The organism is Myroides sp. C4067 (genome assembly GCF_038039665.1).
GTDB classification, from domain to species: domain Bacteria; phylum Bacteroidota; class Bacteroidia; order Flavobacteriales; family Flavobacteriaceae; genus Flavobacterium; species Flavobacterium odoratimimum.
On record NZ_JBBPHJ010000031.1, the window covers coordinates 12301 to 33149 of the forward strand.

Consider the following 20849-nt stretch of genomic DNA (forward strand, 5'->3'; position numbering starts at 1 on the left):
ATAATTTGAATACTAATAAGATAAATTGTTTTTAATATGAGGTTTTTAAGAAATGTTTTAGCTACGATAGTAGGTCTGTTTATATTCTTCGGAATATTATTTTTTGGACTGATGATCATCGGTGTAGCTATGGGAAGTAGTTCTGATACTGTTACAGTAAAAGATAGTTCAGTTATTAATTTAGATTTATCTAGTGTGAAATATGATTATGCAGGTAAATATAATATGAAGGAATTCGGCTTTAGAGAAGCTGGAAAAGATGGTGTGTCTGACGTACTAGCAGCTATAGAGTATGCGAAGACAGATGATCGTATTAAAGGGATCTCTATTCTGAATAATAACTCTATGCTAGGAGTAGTACAGAAACGCGAGATTAGAAATAAACTAGAAGAGTTTAAAGCAACAGGTAAGTTCGTATTGGCGTATGCTAATGTGTATTCACAAGGAGAATATTATTTAAACTCTATTGCAGATACTATTTATATTAATCCAGTAGGTGGGTTAGACTTTAAGGGATTGTCTACAGAGATTCTTTACTTAAAAGGATTACAAGATAAAACGGGAGTACAAATGGAAGTAATGAGACACGGTAAATATAAAAGTGCTGTAGAACCATTCTTACAAGAAAACATGAGCGAGGCGAATAGAGAGCAGACAACAGTATTCTTAAAGTCTATTTGGGAAACATTAGTTAACGATATCTCTAAGAGTAGAAAGATATCTGTAGATAGCTTAAATGGTATAGCGAATAATCTAGGAGCTAGAACACCTAAATTAGCTTTAAAAACAGGATTAGTGGATAAAGTAGCTTATGAGGATGAGTATCATGCAGCTATCAAACATGAATTAGGAGTAGAAGGAGATAAAGATTATAATAGCGTAGATATCTTAGATTACGTTAAAGATGTGATTGTGAAAAATAGTGCAAAAACAGCTAAAGATCGTATTGCGGTAATCTATGCACAAGGAGAGATAAGAGATGGTGAAGGTAGCGTAAGCTATATTGGTGAAGGATCTATCAATCGTGCTCTAAAAGCAGCAAGAAAAGATGATAAGATAAAAGCTATCGTGCTAAGAGTAAATAGCCCTGGAGGTAGTGCTCTGACTTCTGAGTTAATCTGGAGAGAGATAGAGTTGACTAAAAAAGTGAAACCAATGATTGTTTCTATGGGAGATGTAGCTGCATCTGGGGGGTATTATATCTCTAGTAATGCAGATAGAATCTTTGCAGATCCAGGTACGATTACAGGTTCTATAGGGGTATTCGGTATGGTTCCGAACTTTAAAGCATTAGCGACAAAGTATGGAGTAAATGCTGAGCAAGTGAAGACACATGATAATGCGGCTAATTATAGTCCGTTTAGAGATGTTGATCCAGGCTTTAGAATGATGGTGACAGAAGGCATAGAGGATGTATATACGACATTCGTTCAGAGAGTAGCTGATGGAAGAAAGATGACAGTAGAACAAGTAAACGAATTAGCGCAAGGTAGAGTGTGGACTGGAAAAGATGCACTAGAAAATAAATTAGTAGATGAACTAGGAGGATTAGATACAGCCATCGCTTATGCTGCTAAAAAGGTAGAGATAGACGACTATAAAGTAGTGAACTACCCAGAGTATAAAATGAAGTTCGAAGATATGCTTAGAGGGTATCTAGGTGCTTCTGTATTTAAATCAGAAGAAGAGCTAATCAAAGAAAAGATAGGTGAAGCTAACTATGAAATGATAGAGAGACTTAACTATTTCAACAATATGAGAGGTGTACAAGCAATATTGCCTTTTGAAGTAAAAATAGAGTAGTAATAAGACAATGTTTTAGTCAAATTTATGCTTTCGTTAAAGAAGACATAAATTGATTAATATCGAATAAAGAGTTATCCTTTTAAACTAGGGATAACTCTTTTTTTTTGTTATTTTGTAATAAAATGAAAAGTTATGAATAAAAAGGTTTTAAAATGGACAGGAGGTATAGTGTTGGGATTGTTTATCTTACTAATGCTAACACCTATTTTGTTTAAGGGAAAGATACAGGATTTAGTGCTAAAGACTATCAATGACAACTTAAATGCAAAGGTGACATTTGAAAAAGTAGACTTGAGTTTTATACGTAACTTTCCTAAAGCAACAGTAGTGATTAAGGACTTAGCTGTTGTGAATAAAGAACCATTTGCAGGAGACACCTTAGTCTCTGCAAAAATGATAGGGCTAAAGATGTCTATTATGGAGTTATTCAATGGGGCGGATAAGCCTATGAGTATAGAAGATATCTTAGTAGAAAATGCTAAGGTTAACGTGATAGTGAATGAACAAGGGGTAGCTAACTATGATATAGCATTAAAAAAAGAGGATGAAGAGGAAGAGGACTCTTCGGATAAAGATCCGTTTTCTTTAGCTTTAAATCATTATAAGATAGACAATCTAAACTTGACATATAAAGATTTAGGTAGTAAAATGATGTTTACTATTAACGAGTTTTATCACCAAGGGACAGGTAATCTATCAGATGATATACTGGATTTAGATACAGAATCTAAAGCAAAAGTTTCGTTTGTAATGGAGGATACTAAGTTTCTGAATGAGGTTAACTTATCACTGAAAGCTTTAATTGGAATGGATATGACGAATCAATTGTATTCATTTAAAGAGAATAAAGCATTGATTAATCAGTTGCCTTTAGCATTTGATGGTTCAGTGCAGTTATTAGAAGACGGACAGCAGTTTGATTTGAGTTTTGCTACTCCTGACTCAGACTTTAAAAACTTCTTAGGATTAATACCAGAAGCTTATGCGGGTAATCTAAAAGGGGTGACTACATCAGGTGATTTTAAAGTAGAAGGAAAGGTAAAAGGTAAAATGACAGAAACGACTATTCCTACACTAGCTATTCATATGAATGCAAAGAATGCTTCCTTTAAGTATCCAGATCTTCCTAAAGCAGTTCAGAATATTCTATTAGATATTAATGTGATGAATGAGACGGGGATAATGAAAGATCTATATGTAGATATTAACCAATTGTCATTTAAGATAGATCAAGATATATTCAATGCGAAAGCAAAGATTAAGAACATTAGCGAGAATGCATTAGTAGATGCGAATTTTGATGGAGTTATTAATTTGGCAAATGTATCTAAAGCATATCCTGTGAAACTAGATACACCACTGACAGGGATATTAAAAGCGAAAGTAGCTACTAATTTTGATATGAACTCTGTAGAGAAAGAACAATATCAAAATATAAAAAACAGTGGTAGTGTATCTTTGACAGGCTTTAATTTTAGTACAGATGCGATGGCTAAGCCAATGCAGATACAAGAGGCAGCTCTTACTTTTAATACAAGTAATGTTACGCTAAATAAGCTTGCTATAAAAACGGGTACTTCAGATCTAAATGCAGACGGGAGATTAGATAATCTATATGGGTTCTTATTTAAGAAGCAGACCTTAAAAGGAAACTTTAATTTAAACTCTAATAATTTTGTATTAGCTGATTTATTAAAAGAAGATACTGCGAAAGTAGAAGAGAAGAAAGAGAAATCAACTACAACAAAAGCATCCGATCCATTAAAGATTCCAGGGTTCTTAGATTGTACAATTAATGCAAATGCAAAGACAGTAGTATACGACGACCTAACACTTAAGAATGTAAAAGGTACATTAGTGATTAAAGATGAAGCAGCACGTCTTCAAAATATGTCAACAGATCTTTTTGGTGGGAAAATAGCTTTCGGAGGAAATGTGTCAACAAAAGAAGCTATACCTACATTTGATATGAACTTAGGACTACAAAGTTTAGATATCAAACAGACTTTTACTGATTTAGGGTTTTTAAAAGCTGTAGCACCTATTGCTAATGTGATGTCAGGGAAAGTAAATGCAGCTGTAGTGATGAAAGGAAAGTTAAATGCAGCAGATTTATCACCAGACTTAAATACAATGTCAGGTGATATAAAAGGTGATTTAGCGAATGCTAGTATTACTGCTCAGAATTCTAAACTACTATCTTCATTAGATGGAGCGTTGAACTTCATTGATTTGAAGAATCTAGATTTGAGTAATAAAAAGATGCACATTGTTTTTAATAATGGACGTGTACAGTTCAAGCCTTTTGATATAAAAACAAAAGACTTAGCGGTGACTGTATCAGGTGAGCATGGCTTTGATCAAAGCCTTAATTATGCTTTGGACTTTAAAGTACCAGCTAAATTATTAGGTAATGATGTCGCTAATGCATTGACTGCTTTAGGACCTAAATCTAGTAATAAGTTTGATGCAATACCTGTGAAAGTAGGAGTGACTGGTGACTTTACCAACCCAAAGGTGTCTGCTAATATGGCTGATGTAGTAAAGAATATTACAAATGAAATTTTAGAAGAACAGAAGAATCAATTAGTAGGAAAAGGTAAAGATGCATTGTTAGATATCTTAGGAGGTAAAAAGGAAAACAATACTCCAAATGAGGAGGATGTGACAAAGAAAAATGAAACTGAAGAAACAGTCAACAAAATTAGCGAAGGCTTAAAAGGGCTTTTCGGTAAAAAGAAAAAGACAGAAGAAACAGAATAGTATAAAAAAAACGAGCTCCAATTAAGGGAGCTCGTTTTTTTTATATATGTTATTAGATCACTTCGATATTAACCATATATCCTTCATAAGTACGGATATTAAATACAGTACCATCTTCGAATAGTAGATATTGTCCTTTGACACCTTTTAACTTACCTTCATAAGAAGGAGTCTTATCAAGGTTAAGACTTTTTATCTTTGTTGGGAATTGTATGACAGGGTAATTTAGATTAAAGATAGAAGAGTCAGTTTGGTCAAAGTAAGGTCTTACTTCTTCTGGTAGTTTCTCTTTTAGAGAATTTCTTATTTCTTCTAAGTTTGTTTCTAGTACTTCATTCTGTAGCATCTTTCTCCAATTCGTTTTGTCTGTAAACATATCTTTTAGAGCTACCTCAGTGATTCCTGCTAAGTATCTATTAGGTACTTCTACTATCTCTATTGCTTTAGAAGCCCCCTGATCTATCCATCTGGTAGGTACTTGTGTTTTTCTAGTTACCCCTACTTTTACATCACTAGCTACAGCTAGATATACGATATGAGGCTGTATCTGTACCTTTGTTTCATACTCTAAGTCTCTATCTTCTATCCCTAGGTGCGCTGTACTTAACTCAGGTCTCATGATCCAATCACCTACTTGTGCACTAGAGTAAAAACACTCATAACAAAAGCCTTGTCTAAATATTTTTTTGTGCTGTCCACAGTTTAAACATTCATATCCTGTAAACTCAATCTTTATGTTTCTGTCAAGAATCTGATTTATATTGATGAAGTTGCTTTTAAATACTAAATAGTATTCAATAGGGGTGTTAAATTCCGTCTGCATTTTGTTTAAAACTCCTTCGTATTGCATAGATAAAATTGTTATTTTTGGGTAAGTCGTAAAAGTACGAAAAAACATTTACCACTGTAATTACTAACTTTTCATAATGAAAAGATTAGATACTTGACTAATTAATAAGATATGGCATTCACAATTATTAATTCTATCGCTTCTTGGATATTGAAGAAGAGAATTCACCAGATAGATCTATTTAGAAAATATCCAAATGAAGTACAAAATGACTTGTTTTTGAATTTAATGAAGACAAATGAGAAGACAATCTTAGGAAAGCAGTTTGGCTACGATAGTATAAAGAGCTATGGAGACTTCGCAGAGAGAGTGCCTTTATTTAAATACGAAGAGTTTGAGCCTTATATAGAACGCGCTCGTCAAGGAGAGAATAATATCTTTTGGCCAGAGCCTATTCGTTGGTTTGCTAAGTCAAGTGGAACTACTAATGCAAAAAGTAAGTTTATACCTGTGAGTAATGAAGCATTAGAGAACTGTCATTATAAAGCAGCAAAAGACTTATTGTGTTTATACTTAAATAATAATGAAGATTCCCAGTTATTTACTGGGAAGAGCTTAAGGTTAGGAGGAAGTAAACAACTTTATGAAGACAAGAATACTTTCTTTGGAGATTTATCGGCTATCTTAATTGATAATATGCCTTTTTGGGCAGAGTTAAGCAGTACTCCTAGTAACAAGACATCGCTAATGTCTGAATGGGAAAGCAAGATGAATGCAATTATTAAGGAAGTAAGGAATGAGAATGTAACTAGTTTTGCAGGAGTACCTTCGTGGATGTTGGTGTTATTAAACCGCATTATACAAGAGACAGGTAGAGGAGATTTATTAGAACTATGGCCTAATGCTGAGGTTTATTTCCATGGAGGAGTTAGTTTTGAGCCTTATAAGGATCAGTATAAAAAGCTACTACCTAGTGATCGATTTAGATATTATGAGATCTATAATGCTTCTGAAGGTTTCTTTGCTATCCAAGATCAGAATGACTGTAATGAACTGTTGTTAATGTTAGATTACGGAATATTCTATGAGTTTATTCCTATGGATACTTTCGGAACTTCTAATCAAAAGATAATTCCATTATCAGAAGTAGAGATAGGTAAGAATTATGCACTAGTGATCACTACTAATGCAGGATTAGTAAGATACTTAATCGGAGATACAGTGCGCTTTACTAGTCTATTACCTTATCGTATTAAAATAACAGGACGTACTAAACATTTTATCAATGTATTCGGTGAAGAGTTGATGATAGAGAATACAGACAGAGCATTGGCAAAGACCTGTATTGAATTGAATGCTGAGGTAGCTGAGTACACGGTAGCACCTATATTTATGGAAGGAAAAGAGAAAGGTGCTCACGAATGGGTAGTAGAGTTCAGTAAAGCTCCAGACAATCTACAATTGTTCAGTGAAGTACTAGACAAGAATCTACAAGCTCTCAACTCTGATTATGAGGCGAAGCGTACGAATAATATGACTTTAAATCCATTAGTATTACATAGCGCTCGTAAGAATCTATTCTATGATTGGCTAAAGAATAACAATAAACTTGGAGGACAGCATAAGGTACCACGCTTATCTAATGAGCGTACACTACTAGAAGAACTATTATCAATGCAACGTATATTAGTATAATATTGTGTAGTTATTATAATTCATCAAAGCATTCATTTTAATGGATGCTTTTTTTATATCTAATAGCTAAACTAATGAAGTAAGAAGGATAGTAATTGTAGGTGATACAGTGATGTATGATATATGGGATAGATGGTAACTTAGAAAAGTATAGATATAAAAAAACCCTGCCTAGCAGGGTCTTTTTTATGAACAGTTTTGCTAAAATTATTTAGCAGCTTCTTCTGTAGCTGGAGCTTCCTCAGTAGCTGGAGCTTCTTCAGTAGTAGCCTCTTCTGTAGCTTCTGGAGCAACTTCTTCAGTAGCTGGAGCTTCCTCAGTTACTACTTCTTCAGTTGTTGTTTCTTCTACAGCTGGTTCTTTTGCAGTTTCTTTACAAGAAACGAAAGATACTCCCATCATTGCTACTAAAGCGATGCTTAATGCGATTTTTTTCATCTTACTAAATTATAAAAGTTAATTATTAATTCGTGACAAATATATGAATTTTTTGGTTCGCAAAACTTTTTTTGAATATTTTTTTTTAATCAATAAGTTTCTGTAAACCAATGTCTTAATTACTTTTTTTTCTTAGGTTCTACTAATTTCATCTCCTCAATTAGATGTTTTGCATCTGCAAACTTATCTATAATGAATAAAATGTATCTAGCATCTACCATAATGTTACGACAAATAGATGGATCATAGTATATATCACTCATCGTTCCTTCCCAAACACGGTCAAAGTTTAACCCTATTAGATTACCCTCTGCATCGATAGCTGGACTTCCAGAGTTTCCTCCAGTTGTATGGTTAGTAGCGATGAAGTTCACAGGTAATTTACCATTATCTGCATACTGTCCGTAGTCTTTCTTATTATATAGATCTACTAATTTTGCAGGTACGTCGAATTCATAGTCACCAGGTACATATTTCTCCATAATACCTTCTAAGTGAGTTACAGGTTCGTAGTACGTAGCGTCTTTAGGGAAGTACCCATCTACTTTACCATAAGTAACACGTAGTGTACTATTAGCATCAGGGAATATTCTAGCATCAGGATATAAGTCTAACTGAGCTTTCATAAATGTACGTTGTAAAGCAGCTATTTCTCTTTCTAATTCTTCGTATTTAGGTAATACATTCTGAATATAGTTTTCGATTAGTGCTTTAGCAAAAGCGTATCCTTTATCGTTGTTGATATTTTTCACTACTTGATCAGCATTACCTTTTAATAATTCTTGTAGTCCTGCGTAAGTAGTTAATTTACTATTCGCATAGATATCTTTAGTGATAGCTGAGATGTTAGCTCCGTTTAATTCTTTAGGTAAGAATTGTTTAGGCGCATCTTTTGCATACATTTCTACGATAGCCTCGAATACTTTTTCGTCAACTGCCTTGCTATAGTTTTTGTAGAATTTGTCTTGACCTTTGATTAAGTTCTCACGTCTGCTGTTGAATGCTTGTTCATTAGACGCATAAGTCTCTAAAGCATATACTCTCCAAGCCGCAGCTAGAAGTTCAGCATTGCGTTGTACTACTTCAGCGAAGTAATCTTTGCTAATAGCATAAGGTTTAATATCTCCATAAAGTTTTTCGAACTTAGCAGGGATATCAGCATAAGCTTTAGTGTTTTTATTTTTCTTAGCTCTTGCGATGAAGTCTTTTTCGAAATCTTGTTTAGCTTGTACAGCGTTCGTCTTTTTTAAACCTTGGCTTTCTCCGATCCATTTTTTCCAATAGTTAGCTGTGCTAGCATATTTAGATGCATATTGGATCTTGATTGCTTGGTCTGCACGCATAAACTCGTCAGTGATCTTAAGTGCTTTATCACGGATACCGATTCTTACAGGGTTTAGATCGTTTACGATTTGTTCTACTGCATAAGATGGTAAGTACTCTTGTGTTCTACCTGGGTAACCAAATACCATAGTGAAGTCACCTTCTTCTACACCACTAAGTGAGATAGGGAAGAAGTGCTTAGGACGGTAAGGTACATTATCTTTTGAGTATGCTGCTGGTTTATTGTCTTTGTCAGCGTATATTCTGAATAGAGAGAAGTCACCTGTGTGACGTGGCCATACCCAGTTATCTGTATCAGAACCAAACTTACCAATAGATGATGGTGGTGCACCTACTAGACGTACATCTTTAAAAGTCTCTGTTACGAATAAGATGTATTGGTTTCCTTCATAAAAAGATTTAATCTTATTGTCTTGCCATTTTTCTTTAGGAAATTTAGCTACAGTTGTAGTAATGTTTTTTTGGATCTTAGCTTGTTTTTCTATTTCAGAATCTTTAGCTACTACACCAGCCATTACTTCTTTAGTCACGTCCTCTATGCGAACGATGAAAGTAACTTCTAAGTTTTCGTTAGGTAGCTCTTCAGCCATAGATTTAGCCCAGAACCCGTTAGCTAAGTAATCATTCTCTACAGAAGAGTGTGCTTGGATCTGTCCATACCCACAGTGGTGATTAGTTAGTAAAAGACCTTGTGAAGAGATAACTTCAGAAGTACACCCACCATTGAAGTGAGGGACAGCATCTTTCATACTAGATTGGTTCACATCGTAGATATCTTCGATAGACATCTTCATTCCAAGGCTTTTCATTTCTGTTTCATTCATTCCCTTTAGCAGAGAAGGAATCCACATCCCACCTTGTTGTGCATAGATAGGTAAAGCTACCAATACTACAAGTGCCTTAAATAGATTTTTAATCTTTTTATTCATAAAAGTGTTAGTTAGAATTGAATTCGCTGGCAAGATACAATATTACATGGGAACGCTAAAATCGAAATATGTTAATACGCGATAGTACTGTTGGAGTATAGTGGTTCGTAATATTAGTATACTAAGAAAGTAATCTGTCTGTATTGACTCCGTTAAAACGGTCAAAAAAACGGACTCACTACGGACTCATAACGGACTCACTACGGACTCATAACGGACTCACTACGGACTCATTTCTATTGAAACTCATTATAAGTACCTATGTGATAGAATGTAAGTAAGGAGTGGAGTTACCTTATCTTATAGATAGAGAGGTGTGTTTAGAGGGAGAAATAAGATAACTATACTACTGTGTATATATAAGGAGTAGAATTTGTAGTGATGTATCTAAGTGTTGCTGGAATTATGTCTATATAGCACCATTTTGGTATGAGACTGTACCCTGTCTTGTGTGAGGTGTTATCTTTTCAAAAAAGTAGTTTCTAATGCGAAAAAAAGGTGTGTGAGAACACAAAAAAGAGAATTAGTGTGTTGAAAAAATCATAATTAGTGATTGTGGTGTTGCAGTAATCAATATTTTGTCTTATATTGGTACATCGGGATTAAAATCCGATCGAGTAGACTTTTAATATAAAAGTTCACGACTAGTATAATTATTAATTCATATAAAAAAGGTAAGTAACCACTTTGATTACTTACCTTTTTACTTTTAGTGTATATGCTTCATTATTTTTTCTGTAGCATTCTTATTTTTAAGGATAAAATGATTGCTTGTTTTACCTAATTCGATTCTTTTAGCGTCATTGTATAATAATTCATCAAAGATTTGGTCTAATTCTGATTGTGAATTTACTACTATACAGCTACCTAATGTTATCAAATCCTTAGCTTCTTGGAACTTTTTATAATTTGGACCAATAATAACAGGCACTCCATAGGTCGCGGCTTCTAGGATATTGTGAATACCTGCTCCAAAACCTCCTCCTATATAGGCAATATCTGCATAACTATAAGCTTTAGTCAATATAGAGTAGGCATCTATTATATAGACAGAGTACTGGCTAAGATCTTTCTCTTGATGTTGGCTATGCAGTACAGTTGGTTTCTTTATGTTTTGAACGAGATTATCTATCTGATCCTTTTTGATATTATGTGGCGCAAAGATAAACTTGATAGAATTATCTTGTGTATTGTTGATATAATTGGCTAGAATCTTTTCATCTTCTGGCCATGAACTACCGATGACGATAGTCTTCGCCATTTTATTTAAGGTAAAGGCTTCTAGAAATGCCAATTCATTGTGCTGTTCTAATATCTGAGATACTCTATCGAATCTCGTATCACCTACTATCTCTACATTGTTATATTGCAATTGATTTAGAAGTATCTTAGATACTTCATTCTGAACAAAGAAGTATGTAAATGCCTTTAATGCTGTTCTGTAGAATCCTCCATACCATTTAAAGAATACTTGATCTGGTCTTAGTATCCCTGATACTAAATAGGTAGGGATATTCTGTTGACGCAATTGATTTAAATAATTAGGCCAATATTCATATTTCACAAAGAATACTTGTTCTGGATGACACAAGGCTAAGAACTTTTTAGCATTCGCTAGTGTGTCCATAGGTAAGTATAATGTGGCATCAGCGATAGTATTGTTTTTCTTCACTTCATATCCAGAAGGAGAGAAGAAGGTAAGCACTATCTTATGCGTAGGGTACTTCTGTTTTAGTTGCTCCATGACAGGAAGCCCCTGTTCATATTCGCCTAACGAAGCTACATGTATCCAGAACACTTTATCAGTAGAAAGTATATTGTCTTTTAAGATTTGAAAAGATTGTTTTCTCCCTGCAACGAATAAGCCTAACTTTTTGTTGAACAGCGCGATAATACGGATGAAGAATATAGAAATATAGGTCAGTATATTATATAGGAAAAACATAGGTAAATCTTTATTGAGCGAAATTACGTTTCTTTTGATAAAGTTTGAGCTTTGGCGCAAAGAATTTATTATTTTTGTAGTGATAACTAATATCGAAATTAAGTGCTATTTATATAGGTAACTTGTTGGTAATTATATGAATAGTTCAAAAGATATAAAAGACAATTAGAATGAAAAAAATTCAAATGGTTGACTTGAAAGGTCAATATGAAGGAATTAAAGAAGAAGTGAATCAATCGATTCAAGAAATATTAGAATCTTCTGCTTTTATCAACGGACCACAAGTACACGCATTTCAGGCAAACTTAGAGCAATATTTAGGAGTTAAACACGTGATACCATGTGCTAATGGAACTGATGCTCTTCAGATCGCTATGATGGGATTAGGTTTAAAACCAGGTGATGAAGTAATCACGGCTGACTTTACTTTTGCAGCTACTGTAGAGGTAATCGCTTTATTACAATTAACTCCTGTATTAGTAGATGTATGTCCTGATACATTCAATATTTCGATAGAAGCAATCGAAAAAGCGATTACTCCTAAAACTAAAGCTATCGTACCAGTACACTTATTCGGACAGTCTGCTGATATGGACGCTATCATGAAGTTAGCTGAGAAACATAACTTATATGTGATCGAAGATAACGCACAAGGTATCGGAGCAGATTATACTTATCCTGATGGAAAAGTGGTAAAAACAGGTGCTATCGGACATGTAGCTGCTACTTCATTCTTCCCATCTAAAAACTTAGGATGTTATGGTGATGGTGGAGCTATCTTCACTAACGATGATGCATTAGCACATACGTTAAGAGGAATAGTGAATCACGGTATGTATGAGCGTTACCACCACGATGTAGTAGGAGTGAACTCTCGTCTAGATAGTATCCAAGCTGCTGTGTTAAATGCTAAGTTACCTAATCTAGATGCTTATAATGTAGCTAGACGTACTGCTGCTCAGATGTATTCTGCTGCTTTAGCTAATCATCCTAATATCGTTACTCCAGTAGTAGTAGGAGATGAGAATAGCCACGTGTTCCACCAGTATACATTGCGTATCGTGAATGCTGATAGAAATGCATTATTAGCACACTTACAAGGTAAAGGTATCCCATGTGCTATCTATTACCCAATACCATTACACAATCAGAAAGCATATTTAGATCCTCGTTATAATGAGGCTGATTTCCCAGTGACTAATCAGTTGGTACAAGAGGTTCTTTCTTTACCTATGCATACTGAGTTAGACGAAGAGCAAATCAAGTTTATCACAGATGAGATTAAGGCATTCTTAGGATAGTCTTATAGTACTATAAAACGAAAGCAGACCCGATAAGGTCTGCTTTTTTTATGTATTGATGTTATTCTTTTGTCGTAGATATTAATGTGAACGAAACGAGTGCACATGCTACTAATGAGAGCGCTACGATGCTCATAGAGCCATTATTCAAACTATTTAATAAGATAGAGGTCATGAAGGTAAAGGCTAGTTGAGAAGCTCCGAAAAGAGCTGACGCTATACCTGACTCTGCTTTATAGGGTGCTAATGCTAAAGTAGTCGTAGTAGGGAATAGTAGTCCTAATGGCATCACAAAGAAGAAAAGAGGTACTAACTGTATATATATGCTCAAATCTAACTGTATGAATAACCATAATAGTGAAGCAGCTATAAACTGTGTACTCGCTCCTAGCTTAATAATATTTTTAGGAGATAGTCTTTTTCTCAAAATAGAAGAGGTTAAGAACGATCCTAACATTAGACCACATGAGTTAGCCATGAATACAAAGCTAAAGTGTGTACTCGATAGTCCTCCTACTTCCATTACTAGAACAGGAGAGTTAGAGATATAGATCATTAGACAGCTATAGGCTATACTTCCGATAATAGTATATCTTATAAACAGTTTGTTCTTAAAGAGCTTAAAATAATTCGTTAGTATACCTCCTACATTTAAAGTTGGTATTCTATTAGTATAGTCTTCTTTTAGACAGAATACTGTCATACCAATACTCAGTGTAGCAAACAAGGCCATCGTAGTAAATACATGAGTCCAATCTAGATACTTTAAGACTATATTACCTAATATAGGAGCGATGATGGGAGCTATTCCTCCGATCACGGCTAGTATACTAAATATCTTAAGTGTCTGATCTTTATCAAACCTTTTATTGACAATGGCTCTTGCGATAACTACTCCACCACTACTACCGAAGGCCTGTAAAAAACGATATAGCCACATGACTTCAATGTTCTTTACAAATACTACAGCTAGAGATGAAAGTATAAAAATAGACAGACACAGTATGATTGGTTTTTTACTACCATACTTATCTGATATAGGTCCCCAAAAGAGTTGCCCGATTGCTAATCCTCCTAAGAATGTAGAAAGTGATATCTGAACTCTATTAATCTCAGTATTTAGATCGTGTGCTATCTTCGGGAATGCAGGAAGGTACATATCTATAGCTAAAGGGCCTAATGCAGTAAGGCTCACTAGAGTGAAGATAAGGATCCATTCTTGTGCTGAAAGTTTATCCACTATATAGGTTTTAAAAAAAAATCCTTGGAAGTGTACAACCAAGGATTTTTGTTATTATATAATTGTTGTATGTTTTACCAATTTGTTATGCAGAGTGAGTTTCTGCTTCTTTATTGATTTTTTTGATTAGTCCAACTAATACTTTACCTGGTCCAACTTCTGTAAATAAAGAAGCTCCATCTGCGATCATTTGTTCTACAGACTGAGTCCATTTTACAGGAGCAGTTAACTGTAGGATAAGGTTCTTCTTAATCTCTTCAGGATTGCTCACTGCACTAGCAGTTACGTTTTGATACACTGGACAGATAGGAGTGTTAAAAGTAGTTGCTTCGATAGCAGCAGCTAGTTCTTCTCTCGCAGGTTCCATCATAGGAGAGTGGAATGCTCCACCTACAGGAAGTAATAAGGCTCTCTTCGCTCCAGCTTCTTTTAGTGCTTCACAAGCTTTCTCTACAGCTGTAGTTTCACCAGAGATTACTAATTGTCCAGGGCAGTTATAGTTAGCAGCTACTACTACACCATCTATACCAGCACATACTTGCTCTACGATGCGATCTTCTAAACCTAGTACAGCAGCCATAGTAGAAGGTGTGATTTCACATGCTTTTTGCATAGCCATCGCTCTTTGAGAAACTAGTTTAAGTGCATCCTCAAAAGCTAAAGTACCATTAGCTACTAATGCTGAAAATTCTCCTAGTGAGTGCCCAGCTACCATCTCAGGTGTAAAGTTTTCTAATGTTTTAGCTAATACAACTGAATGTAAGAATACCGCTGGTTGAGTTACTTTAGTTTCTTTTAGTTCTTCAGCAGTACCTTCAAACATGATATCTGTAATTCTAAATCCAAGGATTTCATTTGCTTTCTCGAACATCTCTTTAGCTATAGGTGAGTTTTCGTATAAGTCTTTCCCCATTCCTGTGAATTGAGCTCCTTGACCTGGAAATACGTATGCTTTCATAAGTTTAGTTTTAAATTTTGTAAGGCAAAAATAAGGTATTTTTATTAGTAAACCATATAGACATAAAAAAAGCCATCTGATATACAGATGGCTTCGTTATGATATGTTTTTGTATTATTGGATAACACCTACACGATTATCTTTAATCTTAGCATTGTCTTTTAATACTTTCAGTACTTGCATTTGTGCCATACCTCTAACGCTGTTTTCTACTCTAGCTTTATAACTAGCGTAACCAGCAGTTAATTCAGGTGCTTTAGCTACATTTTTAGTTTGGATCATATACACACCTTGTAAACCGTCGATTAACTTAGAATCTTTGTTTACTGCAGTTGCGAAAGCTGTTCCTACTACTAATGGCTCATTACCAATATTAGTGATCAGTGGAGCTCCTTTAGTCACATCAGTTACAGATGCGATAGAAGCTTTAGAGCTGTTAGATACTTCTTGAATAGTATTTCCAGTCATTTTCTTTCTAATTACAACTGCTTTTTTCTCGTTCATTAAGATTGGCTCAACGATTGATTTCACTTCTTCTACTGGTGCAAGACCTGTATCATTTTTAGAAGTTACTTTCACGATGATATGTCCGTCAGCATTGTCAAATCTCTTAATAGCACTCTCTTTAGTCTCTTTATTGAAAGCCCAAGAGATAATACTTCTTTGGTTACCTACTCCAGGTAAGAACTCTTCGAATGGACGAATAGTTACTTCTTTCTGAGCATTGAAACCTAATCCTTCAGCAGTAGCGATAAAGTCTTTAGCTGTAGGAGCGTCTTGTTCTAATTGAGTAGCTTTAGTAAATAAGTCATCAGCAGTTACGTCAGATACTTCTATTTTACGAGCAACAGTTGCTAATTTAGCACCTTCTTTCTTTTCGTTTACTTGGATAATGTGGTATCCAAAGTCAGTTTCTACTAAACCGATAGTTCCAGCAGCATTGTTAAAGATAAAGTTGTCAAAAGGTTTAACCATTTGTCCTCTTGGGATATCTTCGTATTTACCACCGTTGTTTTTAGAACCTGGGTCTTCTGTTTGCATCATTGCTTCCATAGCGAATGAAGAAGGATTAGCTTTTACTTTAGCTAAGATTTCTTCTGCTTTTGCTTTTGCTTCTTCCTTGGTTCTTGTTGCTCCAGGAGCTGCAGAACCTGCAAAACCGATTAAGATATGAGAAGCATCAACTCTCTGACCTGCTTTTTTATCAATCATTCTAGAGATACAGTAGTAGTCACCCATAATGTATGGACCAAAAGTTTGACCAGGTTGTAAGTTGAATAATTCTTCTTGGTATTCTAAAGGAAGGTCTTTCTTCGCGTAGTATAAACTGTCAAATTTGATATCTGAATTTGTGTTTACAAATGTTTCGATATCTTTTACAGTTTTAAAACCAGGGATAGTATCGTTCTTTTTAGTTGTAGCATTGTATTGTACAGTTGGCTTTAAGTAACCTTCTATAACTTCTTTTACAGCTTCTTTATCAGCAGCAGATGGCTGACTAGGAAGGAAAGCATATTGTAATACACGAGTAGGCTCAGATTTAAATCTATTAGCATGTTTTTTCATGTAATCTAATATCTCTGTATTAGAAACAGCAGCTTCTTCGTTATTCACAGTAGAATAAGGAACAGTAACATAGTCAAAAGAAACTTTGTCATTCTCATTAGAGTATGCTGCTTTAGCATCAACATTAGTAGTATAAATACCACCTTGAACTAATGAAAAATACATTTGCTCTAAACCAACTTTCTCTAATTCTTTTTCATATGCTAACCATTGGTTCCATTGTTCTTGTCCAGCGTTTTTCATCATAGCAACAAATTGGTTGAATTTGTTGATGTCGAATTGCCCAACAGCGTTTTGGAATTCTGGATTGTTAGCGAATGTAGGGTTGTTTTTAACAACGTTTACTAATTGGTCTTTACCAAGTCTTAAACCTAACTTTTCAAATTCGTTAGTAAGTAAAATATTATTTACTTCGCTGTTCCACACCATTACTCCTGCTTGAGTATTGCTCATCTGTCCTTGCTTTTCGGCTTGAGCTACTTTATGTAGGAATTCTTGGGTATTAATTTCTTCACCATCTACACTACCAATGTTTCTTGATAGTCCACCTCCCGTGCTTCTTACTACGTCGCCAATAACGAATGCTAATAATGCAATACCAATTACGGCAATTAACAGAGCGGATTTTTGTCTAATTTTTGATAAAACTGCCATGCTTTTTTATTATGTGTAATTTTTTTCAGTGAGCGAAAATACAATTATCTATTTAATAATAAAAGGGGTAGTGCTATTATTTTAGTGCTTTCGTTAAGTTTTTATTTAGATTTCAGAATAATTAATTTGTTTTTTTACAATTAATGTTGAAATAGAGTAGATAAGAGAGGATTGTTATCGTGGTTTTATTAAAAAAATAAAGGCGAGATATTTAGTATCTCGCCTCTAGTAGTGTATTATTTTTTGTTATACCCATCCATCTTTTTTAAGAATTTTCTTCGGAAGAAGAACATGAATATCGCTACTGCTGCTATCAAGAAACTCAACCAAGATCCTGTGTCACCAGCTACTATTTTAGATACACCGTCGTATATAAATAGTACTGCGATAAATAAGTAGAAGAAAGGTATTATGCGTAATGCTTTCATTTTATTCGTTGTTTTTTACGCTTTCGGCGTAACTGTTAGTTGCTTTTACCTTGCTCATTTTACTGTCAAAGTCTATTCCTATTCCTCTAGTGAAGTTTTCGCTATCAGTAGAGGCTCTGTATTTGCCTTCTGTAAAGAACCATTCGTTTTTTTGATCATAGTAAAGTTGATCAGAAACAAGTTTCTTACCATCATGTGTTGTTATCACCACATTTCCTTGTAGGTCTATTAGGTCTGTCTTAGTATAGCGGATAGCGTAATCGGCTATTACAGTATTTTTATTTTTGTCCTTGTCATATATCGTTAAGTGAATTCCATCTGGAAATTCAGTAAAGGGATATTTGACATTGCTATAATCTAGCATTTTGGGACTAACTAAAATAGCTTTGACTCTTCCTGAATCTATGTATTGACCGCGCATATTTTCTACTTCACTGGCTGGAAAGAAACTTACTTTGTTGAAGTTTTGTATTTCCTTGAAGTTACTTTCACAAGAAAAGAGACTTATCGTGATGGCAAAGAAAAATAATGTACCTAATAATTTAGAAAGTAATTTCATTTGTTAGCGTACTACAAATTAATCAAAACGACGTTTTTGGAACCAAAGGTCATTTAATGAAAATCCTACATAAACACTGAAGTAGTTCTCTTTAACCAATCCGTTGTTTTTAGTTCCTCTGCTACCGTATTCAAAACCAATATTTAGGTTAGTGAATTTACGACGCTCTCCAATAGGTAAACCTACACCAAGGTTAACAGCCATATCGTTGATAGCTTTGTCATGTAAGATAAGTCCAGTGTTTTCATATCTGAAACCAGCTCTATAGACAACGCGATCTAGGTAACTGCTAAATGAGTTGTACTTCGGAATATAGAATCCTCCAAGAGAAAAACGATTAGAGTTTTCAAAGTTAGAAATACTCGTTTTATTCCAAGAGTCAGTTAATTTACTTGTTTGTGTAAATGTATATTGACCACCAATGAACCATTTAAATTCTTTACCAAAACCTAGCCCCATAGAAAGAGCTTGTGGATTAGTAATATTTCTAGATTCATCAATAACAGTTTTTTGATCTGCGATTTGATTTCCTTTTAAAACTTGCAGTTTTGTAAGGTTGTCGTTTGTCCATTTTGTTTCAGGACTATAAGTTAAATTAGCTTGCCAATCGTACCCTTTAAATTTACCTGTATATTGTGCTGAGAAATTAAAAGAGAATCCTTTGTAGTCTAATCTTCTCAATTCTCTAGTAATATTCTGAAGTGATGTTCCGTCTCCGATATCTGTGATGTTCTCATACAGGTCATTGTTGGTATGACCAAAGTGGTATCCAGCATCAACTCCAACAGCAAAGTTTTTGTTGATTTCATATCCAGTACCTAAAAATACTCTGTTTACTCCACCATCACCTTCATATCTAGAGTTTATCTTTTGTCCTTGAGGATTTGTTCTTTCTCCATTGATTTTATAACCAACATTAGAGTAAGGTAACAACCCGAACACAACACCAAACTTCTTAGCAATAGGTAACCCTACAGCAACATAGTCTATTGTTTGTCTATTTGCATTTTCTGAACCAGCATCAGTCTTAAAATTATAAGAAGTACCTGTAGCTCCTAATGAAAAAGTAGTAAGCTTAAGCTTACCAAATGAAGCTGGGTTTTTTAAATTTATATGAATACTATCTGCGTAAACATTTGTTCCCCCCATAGCTTTGTATTCATTCGTACCGTTGTAATTAATATTACCTACGCCATAATAAGAGTAAGGAGACGCATTGCCTTGTTGAGCTAGAGCAGCTGTACCGCATAGTAAACTCAGGCTAAAGAAGATTTTTTTTATCATTTTCAATTGTGTATTGATATAAATTGTTCAGACTCTCTAGTAGAAAGTTTGAATTAGCAAATATGACATTTTTTAATCTTTTGACCAAAAAAAGTGTATCTCCACCAGTCAAAATTATTTTTAAATCAGGATACAAGGATTTGTATTGGTTAATGATGCCATCTATTTCAAGGGTTATTCCATTAATTACGCCAGAGTGAATGGACTGATCTGTTTGATTTCCGATTAAATAATCTATATCAGTTGGTTCTAATAATGGAAGCTTTGCGGTATAATGATTTAAAGCCTTATAGCGCATACTTAAACCTGGAGAAATAGCTCCGCCTAGATATTCATCCTTGTCATTAATAAATTCGTAGGTTATACAAGTACCTGTATCAATAACTAAACGATTAGAATTTGGATATAGTATAGTAGCTCCTGCAGCTAGAACCATTCTGTCTATACCTAGAGTAGTCGGAGTTGCATACTTATTCATAAAAGGGAAAGCACTTTTATGACTAATTTCGATTACTTCTGTGTTTTCTAGTAACCAATTGTAAGTTGTAGATTCTAATTTTCCTACCGAAGAGAGTATAACTTTAGGTTTAGATTGATTTTTTTTTAAAATATTTTTTATTTTTTTTTCTAATAAATTCAGATCGAAAAATTGTGTTTCTAAAAGCGTATCTTTTTCAAAGATAGCTAATTTGGTTCTTGTGTTACCTATATCAATTGCTAGAATCATAGTGTGTTTCTTGTGTTAGGCAAAGGTAGTAAATGATTTTTTTTCTAAAAAGTTTTGGAAGAACGAAAATCTGTTCTATATTTGCAACCGCTTAACAGAACAAGATTGTTCAATACTAAAAGCCAATTGGTGCCTTAGCTCAGTTGGTAGAGCAATGGACTGAAAATCCATGTGTCCCTGGTTCGATTCCTGGAGGCACCACTAATTTAGCTTTTAGTTGTTATAGTTTAAAAAAAGGTGCCTTAGCTCAGTTGGTAGAGCAATGGACTGAAAATCCATGTGTCCCTGGTTCGATTCCTGGAGGCACCACAAAAAACCACTACTCATCAGTAGTGGTTTTTTTTATTTTGCGCCCTGATGTAAAAGAAATGGATCAGTGACAAAAGTTGGGGACTAGGCAAAAAGTGGATCAGTGACAAAAG

Annotated in this window: 15 protein-coding genes and 2 tRNA genes; 6 read left to right on the forward strand and 11 right to left on the reverse strand. The window is 34.5% G+C overall.

Annotated features, from left to right (window positions below):
* Positions 1-36: 36 nt before the first annotated feature.
* Both sppA and AABL87_RS15755 read left to right on the forward strand, forming a co-directional pair.
* Entirely contained in the window at positions 37-1803 is a 1767-nt protein-coding gene (gene sppA, locus AABL87_RS15750) for a signal peptide peptidase SppA (protein WP_006257287.1), read from the forward strand.
* Between the two features lie 135 nt (positions 1804-1938).
* Positions 1939-4569 carry an AsmA-like C-terminal region-containing protein gene (locus tag AABL87_RS15755; protein ID WP_006257286.1) on the forward strand — a complete coding sequence of 877 codons (2631 nt, stop codon included), beginning with the start codon at positions 1939-1941 and terminating at the stop codon, positions 4567-4569.
* Positions 4570-4621: 52 nt separating this feature from the next.
* Here AABL87_RS15755 and AABL87_RS15760 read toward each other — a convergent pair whose 3' ends face one another.
* Positions 4622-5419 carry a DUF2797 domain-containing protein gene (locus AABL87_RS15760; RefSeq protein ID WP_006257285.1) on the reverse strand — a complete coding sequence of 266 codons (798 nt, stop codon included), beginning with the start codon at positions 5417-5419 and terminating at the stop codon, positions 4622-4624.
* Positions 5420-5530: 111 nt separating this feature from the next.
* Here AABL87_RS15760 and AABL87_RS15765 point away from each other — a divergent pair, with 111 nt between their 5' ends.
* On the forward strand, positions 5531-7054 hold the full coding sequence (locus AABL87_RS15765) for a GH3 auxin-responsive promoter family protein (RefSeq protein WP_006257284.1): 1524 nt from the start codon (positions 5531-5533) through the stop codon (positions 7052-7054).
* A gap of 207 nt (positions 7055-7261) precedes the next feature.
* Here AABL87_RS15765 and AABL87_RS15770 read toward each other — a convergent pair whose 3' ends face one another.
* From AABL87_RS15770 to AABL87_RS15780, 3 genes are all read right to left on the reverse strand, one after another.
* Positions 7262-7492 (reverse strand): hypothetical protein, encoded by a 231-nt coding sequence (locus AABL87_RS15770; RefSeq protein ID WP_006257283.1) that lies wholly within the window; start codon positions 7490-7492, stop codon positions 7262-7264.
* 119 nt (positions 7493-7611) lie between these two features.
* The gene (locus AABL87_RS15775; protein WP_006257282.1) at positions 7612-9765 is read right to left on the reverse strand and encodes a S46 family peptidase; all 2154 of its coding nucleotides are present in this window, start codon (positions 9763-9765) and stop codon (positions 7612-7614) included.
* A 709-nt stretch (positions 9766-10474) separates the two neighbouring features.
* Complete coding sequence (locus AABL87_RS15780; protein WP_006257281.1) at positions 10475-11710, reverse strand: 3-deoxy-D-manno-octulosonic acid transferase; 1236 nt, start codon at positions 11708-11710, stop codon at positions 10475-10477.
* A gap of 170 nt (positions 11711-11880) precedes the next feature.
* Here AABL87_RS15780 and AABL87_RS15785 point away from each other — a divergent pair, with 170 nt between their 5' ends.
* On the forward strand, positions 11881-13011 hold the full coding sequence (locus AABL87_RS15785; RefSeq protein ID WP_006257280.1) for a DegT/DnrJ/EryC1/StrS family aminotransferase: 1131 nt from the start codon (positions 11881-11883) through the stop codon (positions 13009-13011).
* A 61-nt stretch (positions 13012-13072) separates the two neighbouring features.
* Here AABL87_RS15785 and AABL87_RS15790 read toward each other — a convergent pair whose 3' ends face one another.
* From AABL87_RS15790 to AABL87_RS15820, 7 genes are all read right to left on the reverse strand, one after another.
* On the reverse strand, positions 13073-14251 hold the full coding sequence (locus AABL87_RS15790; protein WP_036471117.1) for a multidrug effflux MFS transporter: 1179 nt from the start codon (positions 14249-14251) through the stop codon (positions 13073-13075).
* Positions 14252-14336: 85 nt separating this feature from the next.
* A complete protein-coding gene (fabD, locus tag AABL87_RS15795; RefSeq protein WP_058699295.1) occupies positions 14337-15209 on the reverse strand; it encodes an ACP S-malonyltransferase in 873 nt (290 codons plus the stop codon).
* Positions 15210-15323: 114 nt separating this feature from the next.
* Positions 15324-17429 carry a peptidylprolyl isomerase gene (locus AABL87_RS15800; RefSeq protein ID WP_341277583.1) on the reverse strand — a complete coding sequence of 702 codons (2106 nt, stop codon included), beginning with the start codon at positions 17427-17429 and terminating at the stop codon, positions 15324-15326.
* A 236-nt stretch (positions 17430-17665) separates the two neighbouring features.
* Positions 17666-17857 (reverse strand): hypothetical protein, encoded by a 192-nt coding sequence (locus AABL87_RS15805; protein ID WP_006257276.1) that lies wholly within the window; start codon positions 17855-17857, stop codon positions 17666-17668.
* 1 nt (position 17858) lies between these two features.
* Entirely contained in the window at positions 17859-18416 is a 558-nt protein-coding gene (gene lptC, locus AABL87_RS15810; protein ID WP_341277584.1) for an LPS export ABC transporter periplasmic protein LptC, read from the reverse strand.
* Between the two features lie 18 nt (positions 18417-18434).
* Positions 18435-19700, reverse strand: coding sequence for a hypothetical protein (locus AABL87_RS15815; protein WP_341277585.1), 1266 nt, complete (start codon positions 19698-19700; stop codon positions 18435-18437).
* The gene (locus AABL87_RS15820) at positions 19678-20427 is read right to left on the reverse strand and encodes a type III pantothenate kinase (protein ID WP_341277586.1); all 750 of its coding nucleotides are present in this window, start codon (positions 20425-20427) and stop codon (positions 19678-19680) included. The genes AABL87_RS15815 and AABL87_RS15820 overlap by 23 nt, the downstream gene beginning before the upstream one ends.
* A 128-nt stretch (positions 20428-20555) precedes the next feature.
* Between AABL87_RS15820 and AABL87_RS15825 the strand changes: the two genes are divergently transcribed.
* A tRNA-Phe gene (locus tag AABL87_RS15825) sits at positions 20556-20628 on the forward strand.
* A gap of 35 nt (positions 20629-20663) precedes the next feature.
* A tRNA-Phe gene (locus tag AABL87_RS15830) sits at positions 20664-20736 on the forward strand.
* The last annotated feature ends 113 nt before the right edge of the window (positions 20737-20849 follow it).